Origin of the sequence: Flavobacterium proteolyticum (assembly GCF_015223105.1) — a bacterium.
Lineage (GTDB): Bacteria > Bacteroidota > Bacteroidia > Flavobacteriales > Flavobacteriaceae > Flavobacterium > Flavobacterium proteolyticum.
Genome location: NZ_JADFTZ010000001.1, coordinates 1 through 20,667, shown reverse-complemented (window position 1 = coordinate 20,667; position 20,667 = coordinate 1). Strand labels below are relative to the sequence as shown.

Annotated in this window: 12 protein-coding genes; 7 read left to right on the top strand and 5 right to left on the bottom strand. The window is 31.5% G+C overall.

Annotated features, from left to right (window positions below):
- Window positions 1-29 precede the first annotated feature (29 nt).
- From IM755_RS00060 to IM755_RS00045, 4 genes are all read right to left on the bottom strand, one after another.
- Window positions 30-4,937: a LamG-like jellyroll fold domain-containing protein gene (locus IM755_RS00060; protein ID WP_194093062.1), complete on the bottom strand. Its 4,908-nt coding sequence runs from the start codon at window positions 4,935-4,937 to the stop codon at window positions 30-32.
- A gap of 183 nt (window positions 4,938-5,120) precedes the next feature.
- Window positions 5,121-6,065, bottom strand: a complete 945-nt coding sequence (locus IM755_RS00055; RefSeq protein ID WP_194093061.1) for a tRNA dihydrouridine synthase — start codon at window positions 6,063-6,065, stop codon at window positions 5,121-5,123.
- A gap of 27 nt (window positions 6,066-6,092) precedes the next feature.
- Window positions 6,093-6,776 (bottom strand): carboxylesterase family protein, encoded by a 684-nt coding sequence (locus IM755_RS00050; RefSeq protein ID WP_194093060.1) that lies wholly within the window; start codon window positions 6,774-6,776, stop codon window positions 6,093-6,095.
- A gap of 536 nt (window positions 6,777-7,312) precedes the next feature.
- Window positions 7,313-7,645, bottom strand: a complete 333-nt coding sequence (locus IM755_RS00045; RefSeq protein ID WP_194093059.1) for a LytR/AlgR family response regulator transcription factor — start codon at window positions 7,643-7,645, stop codon at window positions 7,313-7,315.
- A gap of 423 nt (window positions 7,646-8,068) precedes the next feature.
- Here IM755_RS00045 and IM755_RS00040 point away from each other — a divergent pair, with 423 nt between their 5' ends.
- The 7 genes from IM755_RS00040 to IM755_RS00010 all read left to right on the top strand — a co-directional run bounded on the left by IM755_RS00040 (window position 8,069) and on the right by IM755_RS00010 (window position 20,117).
- Complete coding sequence (locus IM755_RS00040; RefSeq protein WP_194093058.1) at window positions 8,069-9,826, top strand: T9SS type A sorting domain-containing protein; 1,758 nt, start codon at window positions 8,069-8,071, stop codon at window positions 9,824-9,826.
- A gap of 579 nt (window positions 9,827-10,405) precedes the next feature.
- Window positions 10,406-16,000, top strand: a complete 5,595-nt coding sequence (locus IM755_RS00035) for a gliding motility-associated C-terminal domain-containing protein (RefSeq protein WP_194093057.1) — start codon at window positions 10,406-10,408, stop codon at window positions 15,998-16,000.
- A gap of 6 nt (window positions 16,001-16,006) precedes the next feature.
- Window positions 16,007-16,936 carry a PorP/SprF family type IX secretion system membrane protein gene (locus tag IM755_RS00030; RefSeq protein WP_394368295.1) on the top strand — a complete coding sequence of 310 codons (930 nt, stop codon included), beginning with the start codon at window positions 16,007-16,009 and terminating at the stop codon, window positions 16,934-16,936.
- Between the two features lie 11 nt (window positions 16,937-16,947).
- Window positions 16,948-18,906 (top strand): OmpA family protein, encoded by a 1,959-nt coding sequence (locus IM755_RS00025; protein WP_194093055.1) that lies wholly within the window; start codon window positions 16,948-16,950, stop codon window positions 18,904-18,906.
- A gap of 21 nt (window positions 18,907-18,927) precedes the next feature.
- A complete protein-coding gene (locus IM755_RS00020) occupies window positions 18,928-19,296 on the top strand; it encodes a hypothetical protein (RefSeq protein ID WP_194093054.1) in 369 nt (122 codons plus the stop codon).
- An 82-nt stretch (window positions 19,297-19,378) separates the two neighbouring features.
- On the top strand, window positions 19,379-19,729 hold the full coding sequence (locus IM755_RS00015; protein WP_194093053.1) for a hypothetical protein: 351 nt from the start codon (window positions 19,379-19,381) through the stop codon (window positions 19,727-19,729).
- A gap of 19 nt (window positions 19,730-19,748) precedes the next feature.
- Window positions 19,749-20,117: a hypothetical protein gene (locus IM755_RS00010; RefSeq protein ID WP_194093052.1), complete on the top strand. Its 369-nt coding sequence runs from the start codon at window positions 19,749-19,751 to the stop codon at window positions 20,115-20,117.
- A 4-nt stretch (window positions 20,118-20,121) separates the two neighbouring features.
- Here the strand turns inward: IM755_RS00010 and IM755_RS00005 are convergent, their stop codons facing one another.
- Entirely contained in the window at window positions 20,122-20,346 is a 225-nt protein-coding gene (locus IM755_RS00005) for a hypothetical protein (protein ID WP_194093051.1), read from the bottom strand.
- Window positions 20,347-20,667 lie beyond the last annotated feature (321 nt).

Genomic DNA, 20,667 nt, shown 5'->3' with positions numbered 1-20,667 from the left:
TTAAGAGTAGAAAAAAATGTAGTTGTTCACTACCTAATGATAATTTTTTGACTTAAGTATTTATTATCATTAGTTTTTATTTTCACAATATAAATTCCGTTAGCAACATTTTTAACTGATAATTTGATATTGTTTTCTGAACTATTTACTTTCCAATTATTGATTTTTTGTCCTAAAATTGAAAATAAAGTAGCTTCTTCAATTTCAGTATTTTTTGGGTTTATGATTTCTAATTGATGGCTTTCAGAATTAAAGAATACCATATTTTGACTGTTTTCAAATTCATTGTTTGATAATGTTTGATTTGAAAATCGCAATGAAAATCTATCATTAATTTCACCTGCAGGAAGAACTACAGTAAAATTTGATGTTCGAATGTCATTGTAGCTATCATTTGTATTGTCATGAATGTAAATAGGTTGATTTAAATCAAAATTTTCCAATCCATCAATCATGAAAGTTACGGTTCCTGATTGACTTGATTTTACAGTCAATGGATAAATAGCATTAGAATAAAAGTAGCCAACACCTTGTATCACTAATTTGTAGTTTCCAGTTTGAAAATAAACATCATCAGGTTGAAGATCTATGATTTCGCCATCATATCCTAAATTGTATTCATCATTAGCATTTTCATTCATAAAACCAATCAAAAGTTGGCGATGAAAATTAGTACTTCCTGTATAGCCTAATCTCAATCTTGTATAATTATCAGGAATTTCTTCTTCGTTACTATTTTGTGGATTTGTTTTCTCATTATTATTTCTGAACATTTCATTTGAAGATGTACTGGTTTCTTTCACAAATTTTCTTTGACTGTTTTGAAAAGTTATTTGTCCTCCATTCGAATTTCCTTTAACAAAATATCCTTGTGCTACAGGAATATATCTGCCTGGAATTCTAGTGCTGGAACCTAAGCCGCTAATCAATGCTGGTGAAACTGGTGGAACGCCACCCACTAAATTGCGAGCTGCGTAACCACCTTGATAACCAGATAAAACATGAGTATTGTTTGATGCATAATGTTCCCAAAAATATAAAGTCCCTGTAATTGAATTTAAATTATCACCGATGAATTCATTAGCATCTAACGCAGATGGATAAGGATTTCCAACTAAGTTAATGTTATTAATCCCGATTTGAATTCCGTTATGATTGATTAAACCATTATTTGGTTTTCCGGTAAAAACATAATTTTGTAGTTGAATGTTTGGCGGAGCAACAATTCCGCTTCCTTTCATGGTGTAAGCTTGCCCAGATTGAAGTACTGTGTTTTCGTTGATTTGTTGCCAATTGGCATATTCTGATGTTAAATTAGTAAACTTGTACAGCCAATATCTTGCTAATCTGAGTGGATTTGCAACGCCATTTAATCCTGTTGTCCATGAAATGTTTTGTGGATTTGCTGCATTTGTTCCATCGCGAAGCACACTACCAACTGTAAAACCAGTGTTGTTATTTGTAGAACTAGCAACTGAACTTACTGGAGATGACCAATAATTATAATTGTATAAATTTCCGGTTCCTTTTTGATCTTTTTCTATGGTACCAATACTTGTAGGATCTAAATCACTGTCTGTAGTTTGTAGCAACTGTGAATAATCATGTAAATCGATTTTTCCATCTAATTTTAAATACCAATCATTTTGCAGTTTGGTGTCATTTACAACATCAATTAATACATTTGAATCGACAATCATTCCTAAATCAATATGATTTATGTTTGAATTAATGTTATGTTTTACATGAACAATTGACCAATCGTAATCGGCAATATCTAATCCGCGAATTTCTTTCTGAATTGAGTTTACAGCTGTTGGAAAATCGCCAGTTTGCTCTGTTACAAATGGCATTGGCGCTTCTTGAACGGCAATCGTTTTTACATTATAGATTCTAGCTCCTGGAGCTGTATCAATTGTTGAGGTAGTGTGATTATCAATTACATCATCTTTATAATTGTCCATTCTGTAGTAGCGAACAAGATTAATCCATGGTAAACTTGGAATGTCCTTTGGAATAATGGCTCCACGCGTTTGGCTACTATTGTCTTGAATTTCTTGATATACCATTTTTTGGAATTGCGAATCCGTTAACGCAACATTAAACAAGCGCACTTCATCAATTTTTCCTTTGAAAAACTGGGTATTTGTAATTGAATTTTTTCCAATGGTAAAAAGGGAAGTATCCGAAATAGTTCCGGAAACAGAAGTACTTGCAATCATTTCGCCATTTACGAATAATTTCAGTAGTTCGTTTGAACCATCATAAACCGCTCCAACATGTATCCATTGTGCCGAATTTAGTGCCAAATTGTTACTTAAAGTTGTTCCGTTAGCAACTACTTCTACTTCTTTTGAATTATTAATTTTTATGTAAAATTTATCTTGACCCACCACAATTCCTTCAGAAGAAAATGCAGGGTTAATATTAATCCAAGCCATCAGAGAAGCATTTGACCAATTGGTTATAATGTTGTTGTCAGTTGCATAATCGTTTCTGCCATCAAAAGAGATGAATAGTTTTCGTTCTAAATCTCTTGGAGAACCAAAAACAGCGTTATTTGTATCAAAAGCGTCTAAAATTCCGTCACCATCTGAATCGGTAGTTCCGTCAATAATTCCATCGTTGTTAGCGTCCAAACTAGCGTAAAGAGTGTGCGAAATGTCAAAAGTTACACCGTTTGACATTACATCTAGATAGTCTGGAATTCCATCTCCATCGGTATCTTTAACGTAATATGAAAAAGGGGCTACATTTGTACCTTGGTTGTCATTTCCATAAATATTAAAAGCATAATCATAAATATCTAAGATTCCGTCGCCAAAGCCTTCTAAATTACCATCTCCATTCGTGTCTTTATTTCTAAAAGTTTCAGATTCTGGACCATCTCCTGCGCCATCTCCATTAATGTCGCCATCTCCATTTTCATAACCAGCATAAGCATTTATGTTTCCAGCCCAAGATTCATCTACGTCAAAAACACTATCGTTATCACTGTCTAAATCTAAGTAATTAGGAGCGCCATCGCCATCATTATCAGGAACAATGTGAGATTCCGCTACATCATGCATACCATTTTGGTTTACGTCTACCCATTGGTACAAATAAGCTTTTCCATCTGATAAATTGCCTAAGCCAACTTCAACTACATCTGGAATTCCGTCGTTATCGGAATCTAAATCAAATACATCGGCAATATTATCTCCATCTAAATCACATAAAGTTTGAGTAATTAAGATGTCATCTAAGGCCAAATCATTTCCCATTCCTCCTGTTTCATTATTAATAAAAATTACTTGGAATGCACTTACATTTAAGTTAATATCTGCAGTAAAATGTTGCCAATCACCTGCTGGTGAAGTAGGAGGAATGTCTCCAGTTTCAATGTAAGTAATTAGGTTATTACTCATATCGCGAAATTCTACTCGCACATCAGGTCTTAATCGAGTTGCAATTCCAGCAGCATCTGTTCTATCTATATTTAAAACCCAAAAACTGTAGGTAATAGGAATGTTTGGAAGTGCGCCTGTAATAGAAGCAGTGTAAAAAATACCTGGTGTATAAGATGCATTAAAAATTGCCATTCTTCCGTTTGGATTTCCAGTATGATCACCACCCTTGTACCAATACGTATTAACCCAAGAAGCAGTGCCATCAGGTGTTGGACCAATGGTATATTTCCCGTCATTTAAGTCGGTTGTACTTAAATCGGGACATTCTGGGGTGTTTACACCTGCAGATCCGTCTTCATAACAATATGAGGTATACGCATCATAGGTAGTGTTGATGGTTGTACGACCCCCAGCACCAAAAGTTTCGTTAAGGAATTTATAATTTACTTTATTTCCGTTTAAAGAATTACAATTAGATTCTTCAATATCATCTCTAATTCCGTCATTGTCATCGTCTATGTCTACATTGTCAAAAATTCCATCGTTGTCACTATCGTAAAAAGTTTGAATTCCTTTTCCAGTTATGTCAAATAAAAACGGACTCACATCATCACTATTACTTGCAACGGATACTTGTGCTGTTTTAGTTCCAATAGAACTTGGATTAAATTTTATTTTAAAAGTACTTGAGTTATTCGTATTGATGGAACTGCTAGGATTTTGAATAACTGTAAAATCTGAACTTCCGATGATTTGAACCAAAGGAGTTCCAGTTAAGTTGATGGTGTTAGTTCCGATATTTTTTATTGTGAACGTTCTAATTACAGGATCTGAAACAATTTGAGTTTCTCCAAAATCAGTTCCATTAATTGAGGAAGCAGATGAATTATGAGCAATATTTGTATTGTTTAATCCAAGAACTTCTAGATGATTTCCTGCTTGATTTCCATACAAACTAACATTGTCTATAAAATAGTAATCAGAAGTATTACTTGTACCGTTTAATTCATCAAATCGAATTCTGATTTTTACTTGTGTATTGCCATTTGGAATAGCAAAAGTGTAAGGAGAGCCTACAGTATTACCTGCACTTGCCACATGATTAAATGCGTAAACGTCTGATGTTGTACTGTTTTTTCCATCAATTAGTTTTACTGAAGTTGTATATGAAGCTCCGTTGTTGTATGAAACATCTAAATACAAATCATCATTATCATCCGGAGATCCGTTAGATGAAAAATGAAGAGATACATAAACATTAGAGAAACTACTGATGTCAACATTAGTAAAACTAATATTAGGATCATCAGGCGTAGAACTGTTTGAACCTCCAAATCGTAACGAGTTTGGACTAGAAACAAAAGTACTTGTGTTGGTTTGGATGGTTCCAGAATTTAACGTTGAAGTATAACTCCAAGTATCTTCTGGTTTGCTGTCAAATCCTTGATAAGAAATTCGGGTTTGAGCCTTTGCAATGCTAAAAAAGAAGAGACAGTATAGTACTATCAATTCTTTATGGAATTTTTGGGTAATTTTTCTTTCCATAACACATTTGTTTTTTAAATAAACAATCAATAAATATAAAATGCTGTAAACAAGGTGTTTGGCTTTTATTTATCGAGCAAATGTTAGGAAATTCTATTTGTGAAATAGGAGTGAAGTAATAAGTGGTATTATTTTTTTAATAACTGGTAATAAATTGATTGTATTTGTATTATGGATTTTTATTTACCCATTTTTAAAAATCTCTTTCACAGCAGCTTCATAGTTTTTACTATTTCCTGCTTTTTTAATCTTTTTAAAAGTCTTTTGTGGATTCGAAAACGATTCTGAAAAGTATTCCCAAAAGCCTAACATTTTCATGCGAATAGGCGTTGGACCTTGTAAATACGCATCATATTGTTGATAAATTTCATCGTGAAAAGCTTCGAAAATTTCGAATCTATTTTTTGGATACTCTGTAGAGTTGTTTTTTATCATAGATGGTAAAAAAGGATCGGCAATTAAGCCTCGTCCTATCATAAAATGATCAATTGAAGGAAAACGTTCTTGTAATTCTTTGAATTTGGCTACCGAAGTAATATCTCCATTGTAATAAATCTTCTGTTTCGAAGTATCTAAACATTTCTGAAACGAATCTAAATCAACGCCACCTTTGTATAGTTGTTTGCCAATTCGGGCATGAATAGCAATGTTTTTAATTGGATATTGTTCTAAAATAGGGAAAACATCTAAAATTTCGGTCGGATTTTCATAACCCATTCGCATTTTCATTGAAACGATAATGTCGGTTTCGTTGTGAACTCGTTTTAAGATATGTTCAATTTGCGAAGTATTACTAATTAATCCCGAACCCATTCCACACTTAGCCACCATTGGATACGGACAGCCTAAGTTCCAATTCAATTCTTTGTATCCAAATTGCTGAACGTATTTTGCAACGAATAAAAATTCTTCGGCATCATTCGTTATAATTTGCGGAATAACTTCTAAAGTGTTGTTGTTTTTGGGAAGAATATCACGTTCGTACGAACCTTTTACCACCAATTTTCCATTCAGTTTGATGTAAGGCGAATAGAAAGTGTCAATGCCACCAAAGTGTTTGTGAAAAGCGTTTCGGAATCTAAAATCGGTAAATCCTTGTAAAGGGGAAGATAATAATGTGATACTCATTCGGCAAAGATAAGCGAAAGTAGCGGATTACTCTCTTTTCTGTTTAAATAACCAATCATACATTGCGTCTTCGTGAAAGAGACGTTCCACATTGCCATGATTTCCACCTTTGATTATGGTTAAAGTAACATCTGCCTTTTCGTCGCATTTTTTTATGGCATCTACCACTTTTTTTGATTCTGACATTGGTACAATATAATCTATATCACCATGTTGAATCCATAGTGGAATTGTGGCTAATTTACATCCATCTTTAACATTTCCGCCACCACAAATAGCAACTGCTGCGGTGATTTTATCGGCGTATTTTCCAGCAAAGTGTAATGTACCATAACCGCCTAAACTCATGCCACAAACGTAAATTCTAGATTCGTCTACATTGTAGTTTTTCTTTACATATTCTAATACTTCTAATACATTATCTGGATTCCAACTTCCTTTTGCTAGTTGAGGTGCCACTACAATAGCGGGGATTTTTCTTCCTTTATCCATTGCTCGTAAAACACCATAACGTCTCACACGATTTAAATCAGTTCCAGAAAGACTTTTTCCATGCAGAAAAATCAAAACGGGTTGTTTTTCAGTACTTTCTTTTTCAGGAACATTAATCCAAAATGGATATGTTGTTTTGTTCGTTATAGTTTTTAATTGGGAAAACCCAAAGGCGCTAGAAAGTATGAAAAGAGCTATGTAAAGTTGTTTTAATTTCATTATCAACGGATTAGGTTAAAAAAATAAAACCCGAAATTTACAATAGAGTAAAATTTCGGGTTTTCGTAGCGAAGACGGGAGTTGAACCCGTGACCTCAGGGTTATGAATTCGGCAATCAGTAAAATTTAACCTGTTTACTGGGCTTCCGAGACCAAAATTTACTAGTTTTTTATAAAATCGTGTTCAATTTCGTGTTCAGGAATAGAACAATAATTACTTAGAACAAAAGTAGTTTTATTTTTTAATAAATATTAATATTTTAATAAAATGAAATCACTTTTTTAGTATGTTTAGAGGGCTATCAATTTTAAAAGAATTAGGCGAGAAATGTTTCTCGCCTAACCTTTGAATAATCATTCGTTTCCCCAAACTGATTATGAAAAAAAAATTACTATATAAATTTACAATTAAAATTTCTGCAACAAAAAAGGGGTGTAATATTCGGTAAAATATAGTTAATATTCGGTAAATCAAAAACCTTAAAAAATTTGATAAATCAATTAATTCATTTAGAGATTTTTTAAAAATATTTCAATTATTTATTATTGCTTAAAAAATGAATTAATTTTTTTAATTTTCTTCTTGATATAGGTATGTTTGCATTGTTAATCAAAGTACAATTAAACTTAGATTTGTCGACGGTTAATAAATAATTAATGTTAATAATGTATGAATGATGTATTCTAACAAAAGTGTTGAAAATCTCTAAATCTTTTTCATGTTCTCCAAGATTTTTGTTTGATAAATAAATACTTTCGTTTAAATGAAATTCTGTAACCTTTCCTCTTGATTTACAAAAGAAAATTTTATTTACATCAAAAAAATGAATTGCTTTAGAAGTATTAATTTGTAATAAATCTTTTCTCATTAAAATTAGTTTGATTTGAATTTATATAAGCTAAACCCAAAATGTGTTTTCTTTATTTCGCCAAAGAAATGTTTTTTTAGTTTCAAATATCAATAGAAGTAATATTCGATTTATATTATGCAATAAATGATTTAAAAATGGCTTGATGGTTTATAATTTATTTGTTTTTTTAAAGATTGTTTGTTAATAATTTTTAAAAAGCGAACATTTTAAAAAAATAATAATTATCAGTTTCAAAATATGATTTTTTAACATATTTCATAAAAAATACAGTCGTTCTTATCTAAATTTATCATGATATTTATGATGGTGTTTCTTTTTAATTTAATTGTTTTTTTGCAAATATTACATGAGTAATTAAGTTTATTACAAAGCGTGTTGAATTTTATTTTTTTTTCTTTCTCTTTAATAAAATTATTAGATATGAATAAAAATGTAATTTTCATTCTTTTAGCAATCCAGTTATCTTTTGCTCAAACAATTTCTACAGCAAGAAGAGTAGATTGGACATTAGCAGGTAACAAGAGTTTTGTTGAACCATCAACTATTATTAATTTTCAAATGAGTGGAGGTGATAATACAGGAGCTACAAATAGTGATGCTGCAATGTCAACAATATTAAGTAGTATCGGTAATTCAGGAGCAATTATTTACTTTCCTGCTGGCACCTATCTTTTTAATCAAAGAATTATTTTAAAAACGAATGTTATTTTAAGAGGTGAGTCGGCTAATACTACATTTTTAAAATTTGATCTAGGGGGTGTTAATAACGCTATTCAAATTCAAGGTACCCAAACTTCAACAGAAACAAGTTTAACGCAAACCGCATCAATTGCGACAAATTCAATTCAAGTTACAAATTCCTCTTTATTTCAAGTTGGTGATTTTGTAAAGTTAAGTGATGATGATACAGCTAAAGTTACATCCACTTGGGCAATTGGTTCAACCGGGCAAATTTTAAAGATTAGTTCAATTAATTCAAATCAAATTACTTTTTCAAGTCCATTAAGGAGAGATTATCTCATTGTAAATTTACCCAAGGTAACAAAACTGAACATGCTTAAAAATGTAGGAGTGGAAAATTTATCAATAGAGAGATTAGATGCTACAGCCTCGCAAACGTCTAATATAAATATTAATAGAGCTTTTGATGTTAAGGTAAGTTGTGTAAAGAGTATAAAAACAAATTTCGCACATGTTTCAGTTGATAATGCTACAAACGTGGTAGTTGAGGGCTCTTATTTTCAAGATGGATTAGATTATGGAAATGATGGAAAAGCATATGGTGTAGTTTTACAAAATACATCAGGTGAATGCTTAATCTACAACAATATTTTTTCCCATTTAAGGCATTCTGTTTTACTTCAAGCAGGTAGTAATGGTAATGTAATTAGTTATAATTATTCGAGAGATCCTTATTGGACAGGTGTTTCGTTGCCTTCTAACTCCGCAGGAGATTTAGTATTACACGGAAATTATCCATATGCAAATCTTTTTGAGGGTAATATTGTGCAAAATGTTGTTATCGATGATTCTCACGGTAGTAATGGTCCTTATAATACATTTCATAGAAATAGAGCTGAGTTATACGGAATTTTTATGAACAATAACCCAGCTAGTAATAATCAAAATTTTTCATCAAACGAGATTACTAATACAGGTTTTTTGTTAGGGAATTACACTTTAAGTGGTTCCGGTCATTATCAGTATAATAATAATAAAAACGGTACAATTTTACCAAGTGGAACAACAGCACTTACGCCAAATTCCTATTATTTGAATAATATGTTAACCTATTATTTATCAAATTCAATCTGGCCGCCAATTGGGAATGCTTCAAATTATAACAATTATTTAAATGAAAGTAAGCAACGCTATTTGAATAATCAATTAACTAGATGTTCTTCAAATGAAACATTAACAAGTTTAGATTTTGATAATTCAATTGAAGTTATAATATTTCCTAATCCAGTTAATGATTATTTAACGATTATGAGTGAATATCAGATAAGTAAAATAGAGTTATTTAATGTGAATGGAAAATTTATAAAACAATTAAAAATTATAGAGAATTTAAATAATTTTAATGTTGATCTTGGTGATTTAATGAATGGAATTTATTTTATTAAAATTTATGATAATGAAGGAGAAAATACTATTAAAAAAATTATTAAAGAGTGATTTGGTTATTTTTATAAGTTATTATTATTGAAATAATTTTTAATAGGAATATATGTATTTAACATTAGTTTTTCGTTTTGATTGTTTCAAAGAGACCATTTATTTTTCATTTGAATCAATTTTGAGATTTTTTAAAATATTTATGCCAATTACAAATATTACACATTTTATCTCAATTATTACAATTATGGTTTTAATGATTTGAGAACTAATTAAATTTGGAAGAAATTCATAGTGTAGTTAATTGCTTGGGCGCAATTAATTCCAGAAAGAGAGTTGAAAAACTCTCTTTTTTATTTGTCTATAATTTTTAATCACTCAAAGTTAACGCATATTACATGATTGTAGTCATATTTATCATGGATATAACTATTTTGGAGTTGCAGTAATAGATTTGGTTAATTTATTTGTAGCGATTCGATTATTCCAACTTTTTTAAACCAGAAACTAAAAAGTGGTTTTAATCATCTTAAATAATCCTTGAAACTATATCTAAATTATAACAAAGTAGTCTTATTAATCCTCTAAACTTAAAGACAAATGAAACCTATGATTCCTAAGAATATAAAAAACATATTTTTGTTTTTTTTTCTTGTATTATCTTATTCAGCTAATGCACAATGTGACGTTGCTTCATTTACTGCAACTCCTACAAATGGTACTTGCTTTGCAAATGCAAGTATTTCTGTTCAAGTTCCTGGTGCTGTAAATTGTACTAACTGGGTGGCTATTTTAACACCTCCATCGGGTTCTGAACAACAACTTTCTATACCTGCAAATGGTGGGCCAGTTGTATTTAACTCATTGCAAGCAGGTAGCTATAGTGTTAGGTTAACAGATGGTTTATCTACTGTGCAGGCTAGTAATAATCCTATTTCTATTACAACAAGTTATGTTTCTCCAGTTGTAACATCTTCGCATGCCATTACTACTTGTAATCCAGCTAGTGCAAATTATACGAACAATGCTACTTTGACTGTAAACGTTGCGGCAGGCACAGGTACGGGGCCATTTGTATATACTTGCGCTGGGGCAACTAATTCGCCATCTGCGCCTACAATGTCTAGAACTTATACCTTTACAGGATTAATGGCTAGTTCATACAATTTTAGTGTTACAGACCAGCCAGGAGTTAGTGGTTGTGAGGTTACGGTATTACAAACAAGGGTTATACCGACAAATACTACAATAAGATTACCAGCAACTACTGTGCCCGAAATAATTAAAGTAGGATGCCCTACCACGTGTAATACACTTAGGCTATATTTTTTTTCTAGTAACACAATTCCAAATCATCAAACTTGGAGAGAAAGAATTCAAAATAATCCCGATCCTAATAGAGCCATGATATCTATTAATGGGGCACCTGCTGTACCTATGGTGGTGGCTCTTAGTCCTGTTAGTTATGTCGGTTTTGGTTTTGAATCTCCAATATTACAAGCAGGAGATACTTGGAGTGCTACTTTTACTGACGGTTGCGATTTTTCAACTGCAAACGGCATAATACCAACTCCAGTAAACCAAATGATCGCTCAACAAGTAACTATACCAACAAATGACTGTGTGAATCAGTATTTCATACGTTCAGTTTGGGATATAAAAGATTGGTGTGTTAATTTTCAAATAACAATTGAATTAGAAGATCCTTTAATGTCTGGTACATTTAACCCGATAGTAGGTTCACCTTTTCTATCTGGTTTTTCAAATAATAGAGTTATACAAGTGCCTTCTGCTGGTTATTATAGGGTTACCTATGATGATGGTTGTCATTCTACAATACGTTTTGTAACTGTTTTAGAGCCTGCGACTAAACCTTTAGATCTTGTTGGTTTTACTACATTTAATACTGTAAGAGAAAATACAGGAGGGTTAGTAATTAGGCAATGCATTGGGTGTTTTGGTAACTTGGGAAATCAATTGTCGTACCCATTAACGTATTCGATTATGCCTACGAATGGCAATACGAGTATTACATATACAGCAGCTCACCCTTATAATTTAGCAGGTACTTTTACAGTGAATTTTCCGATTGTTAGAAACATAATTAATTCTGTAGATCGTAATCAAATAATAAGAGATTTGCCTGGTAATACCAGCTATACCATTACAATTACAGATGCTTGTGGTTATTCTATTACCAGAACACAAACTACTTTGTCAGCCACCTATAATCCTACGGTTAATGTTTTGCTAAATTGTGCTAATTCTAATAGTATTCAGTATGATTTAAATTCGCCAGGAATTACCAATGATTCAGGGACTTTTACTCATGCTCAAGTTTATTTACATTTAGATAATGGTTTGGGTTTGCCAGGAGCTTTTGTTCGAGATGTTTATACAGAGCCGCCATCTACAACTAATCATAACATTTGGAAAGCTCAAATAATACCTAATATTCCATCAGGCAATTATGTGTTAAGGTTTGTCAATTTTCAAACACCTAATTACATAAATGGCTACGGAGCTACTGGTAATCTTGACCCTGATATTTTCGAAGAATTTTACATACCTGTAACAGTTTCAAATTATCAAGATATTTCTGTAGATTTAGAAAGTACCTATTGTGACTCATCTAATCCAAGTTCTGGTGTAGTATTAGCGGAAATTACAAATGGAACACCTGTTTATCCAATTACTTGGCAAATTTTTGAGGTTTCAAACCCTGGTTCCCCGTTGCAAACATTTACTGCAAATACAGCATCAGATTCAAATGCGTTGCAGCAAGTATTTACAGGTTTATCATCGGGAGATTATTTTGTAAGAACGTCATCATCATGTTACATTTCAGAGTCAAATATTACTATTGATTCGGCACAACAAGCGCCACAAGCTTTGGCAAGCCAAAATTATGTTTGTCCAGGAAGCAATGTTATTTTAACCGGTATTGCTTCTTCTGATAATTTGTATAATATTATTTGGACAGATAATTTTGGGAACACCGTTGGTTCAGGAACTACCCTTTCAGTCACAGTAACTCAAACTACAACTTATACCGCTACATTAACTCCTTCAATAGGCTGCGTAAATCCACAAAGTTATTCAAGTAGTGTTACTGTTACAGTAACAGATGACCCTGATTTTTCATTGGCAGTATCTGATGTAGATTTATGTTTAAATGGTAATAATCCTGAAAATGTAACCATCAGTAATTCCCAAGTAGGTTTTACATATGAAGTGCTAGATGAAAATGGGAATTCTTTTGTACCTGCCATCACAGGAAATGGAAATGGGGGAGATTTAATATTAACAATTCCTGCAGTAAATTTACCGGCTATTGGTACAGAATATACCGTTACTACTTCAAATGGTAATCCAGGTTGTAGTGGTGTTCTCACAGATACAATCTTGTTTTTTGCAGGAACATTACAAACTAATAATGCTTTAAATACTTCGGATGTTTGTATAAATTCTGATGGAGTTATTACAATAGTTAATTCGGTTAATGGAGCAGTTTATAATGTTTATGAATCATCTGATTTAGCAACAATTATAGCAACTAGTACTGGTACAGGAAGTAATTTAAATATTACAATACCTGCATCTAATTTAATAATAGGAACAAATACTTTTACAATTCAAGTAAGCGGTAATCTATGTACTGCAGCATATTTAGATAATCAAGCTACTATAGAAGTATTTCCAAACATTTCACAAGTTGGCACAACAATAACTTCATGTAATAGTTTAGGAACGTTATACACGGTTTCTGCAACTTTTAATGGTGCAACTCCTTTTGTTGCCACAGGAACAGGTGCGCCAGGAACTTGGGTAGATAATGGAAATGGAACATCAACATGGACTTCAGGTACTATACCGACTGGTTCGAATTATAATATAAATATTCAGGATACTAACGGATGTAACACTATAAATTTGGCAGCAGTAGCGCCTTCATGTTGTATGTTTGAAGTTATATGTCCAACATTTCCAGCAACAATCGTTGCCTGTTATGCTGATATTCCAACAGATACTTTACTTACTGAGGTGCAATTTGAAGCTCTTGGTAATGCAGATGGTGTAATTGGAGATTCACCTTGTGGTGTAATCGAAATAATTGCTTCAAATACATTAGATCCTGGTTGTGAAGGAAACGTTATAAGAACTTATACAATAACTGAATATGCTGATCCTAATGATAATAATGTTAGAGATTTAGGTGAAGATAGTATTTTAAATAGTCAAGATTGTACACAAAGCTTCACTATCGAAAGATCAGATTTTACAATGCCAGCCAATGCCAGCTCAACGGTTGCCTGTCCAGCGGATGTTGTATCTCCAACAGTTCCAACAGTAACGGATGCTTGTGGAAACACATTAACTCCAAGTGCACCAGTAATTTCATCAATGCCAATATGTGAGGGTAATGTAACATATTCGTATACATTTACAGATTGTGAAGGTAATACACATGATTGGGTTTACACGTATACGATTGAAAGATTAGATTTTACAATGCCAGCCAATGCCAGCTCAACGGTTGCCTGTCCAGCGGATGTTGTATCTCCAACAGTTCCAACAGTAACGGATGCTTGTGGAAACACATTAACTCCAAGTGCACCAGTAATTTCATCAATGCCAATATGTGAGGGTAATGTAACATATTCGTATTCATTTACAGATTGTGAAGGTAATACACATGATTGGGTTTACACGTATACGATTGAAAGATCAGATTTTACAATGCCAGCCAATGGCAGCTCAACAGTTGCCTGTCCAGCGGATGTTGTATCTCCAACAGTTCCAACAGTAACGGATGCTTGTGGAAACACATTAACGGCAAGTGCACCAGTAATTTCATCAATGCCAACATGTGAGGGTAATGTAACATATACGTATACATTTACAGATTGTGAAGGTAATACACATGATTGGGTTTACACGTATACGATTGAAAGATCAGATTTTACAATGCCAGCCAATGCCAGCTCAACAGTTGCCTGTCCAGCGGATGTTGTATCTCCAACAGTTCCAACAGTAACGGATGCTTGTGGAAACACATTAACTCCAAGTGCACCAGTAATTTCATCAATGCCAATATGTGAGGGTAATGTAACATATTCGTATACATTTACAGATTGCGAAGGCAATACACATGATTGGGTTTACACGTATACGATTGATGATAATATTGCTCCAACTGCAACAGCACCAGCAAACTTAACATTCCAATGTATTGTAAATGTACCATTAGCTGATGTAAATGCAATTACCGATGAAGCTGATAATTGTTCAGGGATAGTTACAGTAACGGTAGCAGATACGAACAATGGTGGAACAGGATGTTTAGGTAGTCCATATATTATTACTAGAACTTATAGTTTAACTGATTGTGCAGGAAACGTAGCTAATTTAATACAAACTATTACTGTTACTGATGATGCAAATCCAGTATTTGTGGAAAACCTTCCTTCAGATTTAATTTTAGAGTGTTCTGACGTTGTTCCAACAGCTCCAATATTAACAGCAACTGACAATTGTAGTTCTGCATCTGTAGTTTACAATGAAGTGAGAACTAATGGTTCATGTCCAAGTAATTATATATTAACTAGAACATGGGTGGCTACTGATACTTGTGGGAATGAAGCTACTCATATTCAAACAATTACTATTCAGGACACAACTCCACCTGTTTTTACAGGAGATTTACCACAAGATGGTTTTGCTGATTGTGATAATATTTCAACTGCACCTATGTTAACAGCTACTGATAATTGCGGAAGCGTTATAGTTGCATTTGACGAGCAAAGAGTTGATGGGAATTGTTCTAACAGATATGAATTAATTAGGACTTGGACTGCTACGGATGATTGTGGGAATTCTACTGTCCATACACAAACCCTAACATTAGCATGTCATGTTGTAATATGGAATGCTGTTTCACCAAATAATGATAATTCCAATGATATTTTCTTTATAGAAGGTCTGGATTGTTATCCAAATAACACGGTAGAAATTTATAATCGTTGGGGGATAAAGGTATTTGAAGCATCTAATTATGATAATTTAAATAATGTTTTCAAAGGTTACTCAGATGGGAGATCAACGATTTCAAGAAACGAACTATTACCAACAGGCACCTACTTTTATATTTTGAAATACGAGTTTAGTTACGATGGAATAAATGGAAGACGAAATATTGAAAAAGCAGGATATCTATATATCCAAAATAATTAATAGAATATGAAAATGTCAATTAAAAATATAATCATTTGTTCAGTCTTGCTTTTTATGTACAATCAAAAAGTCAATGCTCAACAAGATTCCCAGTATACTAATTATATGTATAATACCATAAACGTTAACCCTGCTTATGCAGGTAGCCGAGGAGTTATGAGTGTTTTTGGTTTGCACAGAGCACAATGGATTGGTTTGGATGGGGCACCAGTTAATAATACTTTTTCAATAAATAGTCCTGTAAGTAGTTCTAACTTTGGGTTAGGTGTTTCTTTTGTAAATGATAGGATTGGACCATCAGATGAAAATGCAATTTCGGTGGATGTTTCTTATTCTATTCCAACATCTGAAAATTATAAGTTATCCTTTGGTATTAAAGGAACTGCTAACTTACTTAATGTTGATTACACAAAATTAGATCGATATGATTTAACCGATCCTCAGTTTCAAAATAATATAGATAATCAGTTTTCTCCAAATTTTGGAGCAGGTATTTACTTTCATTCTGATAAGTTATACGCTGGTTTATCGGTTCCAAACTTCTTAGAAACAGCTCATTTTGATGATAATACGTCTGTCTCCGCTAAAGAAAGAATGCATTATTATTTAATTGGTGGATATGTTTTTGACTTGTCCCCTTCGATTAAATTTAAACCTGCTTTCCTTTCCAAAATTGTAACCGGAACTCCACTTCAATTAGATTTAACGGGGAATTTTATGTTTGATGAAAAGTTTGTTTTTGGTGCAGCATGGAGATGGGATTCATCTTTTAGTGGATTAGTAGGTTTTCAAATATCTGACGCTTGGTTTATAGGATACAGTTATGATGCTGAAACAACAAAACTTGTAAATTATAATTCAGGCTCACATGAAATATTTTTACGTTACGAGTTTAAAGGTAAATCAGAGAAAGTTGTTTCACCAAGATTCTTCTAAAAAAACATAATATGAAAACACAAGCAATAGTTATAGTGGCATTCTTACTAAATGGTTTTTTAGTAGATGCGCAAGAAAGTAAAATCAAAAAGGCAAATACTAATTATGAACAATATGCATATGTAAATGCAATTGAAACTTATGAAAAAGTAGCTGAAAAAGGATATAAATCAGTTGAACTCTTTCAAAAATTAGGAAATTCCTATTACTTTCAGGGAAAATTAGAAGATGCTAACAAATGGTACACAGAGCTTTTTGCAATGAATCAACCTGTAGATGCCGAATACTATTTTAGATATGCACAAACTTTAAAAGCAGTGGGCGATTACAAAAAAGCAGATCAAATGATGGCGCAATTTAATGCCAAAAACGGAACCGATTTAAGAGGGAAATTAGCCAAATCGCAAACTTACTATTTAGAAGAGATAAAGAAAAATTCAGGACGCTATGAAATCGAAAATGCAGGTATTAACTCACAGTTTTCGGATTATGGAGCAGCTTTTTATAAAAATGAAATTGTTTTTACATCTGCTAAAGATACAGGAGGGATTGTCAGTAAAAAACACAATTGGAACAATCAATCGTTTACTAATTTATACAGCGCTTCTAAATCGGAAGAAAACAATTTAGGAACTCCTGAAAAATTTTCTAAAAGTGTAGCTTCAAAATATCATGAATCTACTCCCGCTTTTACAAAAGATGGCAATATTATGTATTTTACCCGAAACAATTATCTTAATGGAAAAAAAGGTAAAAACGCAGAACAAACCATTCTTTTAAAAATTTACCGAGCTAAAAGAGAAGGAGATAAATGGACAAATATTGAAGAACTTCCATTTAACAATAACAACTACAGTGTAGCACATCCTGCTTTAAGTGATGATGAAAAAACGTTATACTTTGCTTCAGATATGCCAGGAACTCTCGGCGCTTCTGATATTTTTAAAGTAAGTATTAATACAGATGGTAGTTTTGGAACACCAGAGAATTTAGGAAACAAAATCAATACCGAAGCTAGAGAAACCTTCCCTTTTATCTCAAAAAATAACGAATTATACTTTGCTTCAGACGGACATCCTGGGCTTGGCGGATTAGATGTATTTGTTACCGAATTGAAAGATGACGGAACTGTTGGAAGCATTAAAAATATTGGAGAACCTGTAAATAGTTCGATGGATGATTTTGCTTTTATTATTGATACTAAATCTAAAAGAGGGTTTGTATCCTCTAACAGAAAAGATGATAATTTAGGTTATGATGATATTTACAAATTTTTAGAAACTGCGGCAATCCCTAAAGATTGTGAACAACTCTTAAAAGGAATTGTTGTAGATTTTGATTCTCAAGAACCTATTGTATCAGCAACTGTAACTTTATTTGACATTAGAGGACATAAACTTAAAACTGTTACTTCTGATGCTATTGGAAAGTACGATTTTGGAACCGTAGAATGTGATGCCAAATTAAAAATTAGGGTAGAAAAACCAAATTACAACACAAATGAGATAACCGCTATCATTCCAAACAATCCAGGAATCACAGAATCTAAAATCATCTTAGAACTTACCGAAAAACCAATGAAACCAGGTGACGATTTAAGAAATGCTTTAGGAATTGATATTATTTACTTCGATTTAGACAAATCAAATATTCGACCAGATGCAGCGGTAGAATTAGCAAAAATCGTGGAAGTAATGAAACAATATCCAAACATGCACATCGATGTTCGTTCTCATACCGATTGCCGTCAAACCGCTAAATACAACGAAGCATTATCAGACAGAAGAGCTAAATCAACCATCGCATGGTTAGTGAAAAATGGTATCTCAAAAGATAGGTTAACAGGTAAAGGTTACGGTGAATCAGAATTAGTAAACGATTGTGGTTGTGAACCAACTAACCAATCTAATTGTACGGAAGAACAACATCAAAAAAATAGAAGAAGTGAATTTATAATTCTTAAAATATAAATTTTTTATAATAATTATTTTATGAGATTTTATACAACTTTATTTTCAGTTTTATATCAAATATTCTGTTTCATTTCTTTGAGTAATTTTTATGCTAATTACTTTAAATCAGGTCATAAATGTAATCATTTATTATCTGGGGCAATCATAGAAGGAGTTACACAAACTCCAATTGGTAAAGTTCAGGTTAATCTTTATAATGAAAATAACAAATTATTAAAAACTGTTTTTACTGATAGAACTGGAAGATTTGATTTTGGTGTAGTAACTTGTAATGAAATATACAATATTAAAACAATAAGTAGATTTCACAAGAATGCTTTAAAAAATATAATTATTTGTAAAGAAGATGAAATTAAGGAATGTAAAATTGAGTTAACTTGTTTTTAAAGAAAAACAGTTAATGATTTTTATAGTTTAAAGGCAGAATTACAACATTAATGATTTAGTTGAATAATCAAATTTAATAGTATTGAAAACAATTTTGGTTTGTGATAGCAAAAATTATATGTCTAGGTTTTTAAAATTTAAATTTAGATTCGATTATAATTTTATTAAATATTCTAAAAGTCGATTTATAAAAGATTTAAGAACACAAAATATAGCCTTAATAATTTTTGTTGTTTATGAAGATTTAGATCTTATCTACTTATTTGATATGCTCTCAACAGATAGGCCTCTTATTGTTGCTTCAGAAAATATTAGTTTATTAAATCTTTTGTGTGGTAATTTAGATTTAATAACAGTAGATTTAAATAGAATTAAAACCGATGTCTATGATGAATTTGAAACAAAAATTACTCTATTACTTAAAGATTACTAACAAAGAAATTATTTGAAATATGGAAAACGCAAAAATCCTTGTTTATGATAAATATGATTTATATTTTGATAGTATTGAGGAAATGGCTGATAATTATTGTTTTAATTTAAATTTTCATGATTTAAAAAAATCAAAAGACTTTCAAATTAAATCTAAAAAACATTATTTGTTTTTTATTGTATATGATCCGGAAGATTTTTATATACTATTTGAAAAAAAAATAAATATTGAAAATTTAATAATAGCAACTAAAAACCATAATATTTTAAATTATTTAGAAAATACATTTCATATAAAATATGTTGATTTAAATTTACGACATAATATTGTTAGAAATCTTTCTAAAACACTAAGCAAAGGAAATTTAAAAAATAGATTTGCATTTTAAAAATTTAGTTTTTCATTATTTTTTTTTCCAATTCAATTTTTAAACTATCTAAATCATTATGCTTGTATGGATGTACTGATAATTTCAATTTATCAGATAAAATAATTACATTAAATATTTTAACATTGTTGAGGTGTTTAATTTTAGTCTTCAAACTAACATCAAATGATTCTTTTTTAAGTTCAATAGAAATGTGATTTTTTCTCTTAGTTATATTAATATTTTTCATATTCTTTTTGTTTTTTCAAATTTACTTTGAACTCAGAAAAATATTGCTGTAGAATTTCTGCAGTTTTTGTTAAAATTTAAAATAAAATTTTTAAATGCATTAAAATTGATTTAAAGATTTAAAATCCGTTTGTTACATACTATGTGTCAATTTTTACATTGTTAAATAAAAACGAATTAAAGTTGTTTTCTTTATGTCATATTCATAAGTAAATTACTTGGGCGTAATTACTTGTAAGGGAGATAGTCGAAAGATTATCTCCCTTTTTAATAAAAAGATGTATTTCATCGATTACTAAAAATTTTAAAAAACATTTTTCTT

Bases quoted from the DNA above. Each gene is read 5' to 3' on its own strand.
- IM755_RS00060 (WP_194093062.1), bottom strand. From the start codon at position 4,937: ATGGAAAGAAAAATTACCCAAAAATTCCATAAAGAATTGATAGTACTA.
- IM755_RS00055 (WP_194093061.1), bottom strand. From the start codon at position 6,065: ATGAGTATCACATTATTATCTTCCCCTTTACAAGGATTTACCGATTTT.
- IM755_RS00050 (WP_194093060.1), bottom strand. From the start codon at position 6,776: ATGAAATTAAAACAACTTTACATAGCTCTTTTCATACTTTCTAGCGCC.
- IM755_RS00045 (WP_194093059.1), bottom strand. From the start codon at position 7,645: ATGAGAAAAGATTTATTACAAATTAATACTTCTAAAGCAATTCATTTT.
- IM755_RS00040 (WP_194093058.1), top strand. From the start codon at position 8,069: ATGAATAAAAATGTAATTTTCATTCTTTTAGCAATCCAGTTATCTTTT.
- IM755_RS00030 (WP_394368295.1), top strand. From the start codon at position 16,007: ATGAAAATGTCAATTAAAAATATAATCATTTGTTCAGTCTTGCTTTTT.
- IM755_RS00025 (WP_194093055.1), top strand. From the start codon at position 16,948: ATGAAAACACAAGCAATAGTTATAGTGGCATTCTTACTAAATGGTTTT.
- IM755_RS00020 (WP_194093054.1), top strand. From the start codon at position 18,928: ATGAGATTTTATACAACTTTATTTTCAGTTTTATATCAAATATTCTGT.
- IM755_RS00010 (WP_194093052.1), top strand. From the start codon at position 19,749: ATGGAAAACGCAAAAATCCTTGTTTATGATAAATATGATTTATATTTT.
- IM755_RS00005 (WP_194093051.1), bottom strand. From the start codon at position 20,346: ATGAAAAATATTAATATAACTAAGAGAAAAAATCACATTTCTATTGAA.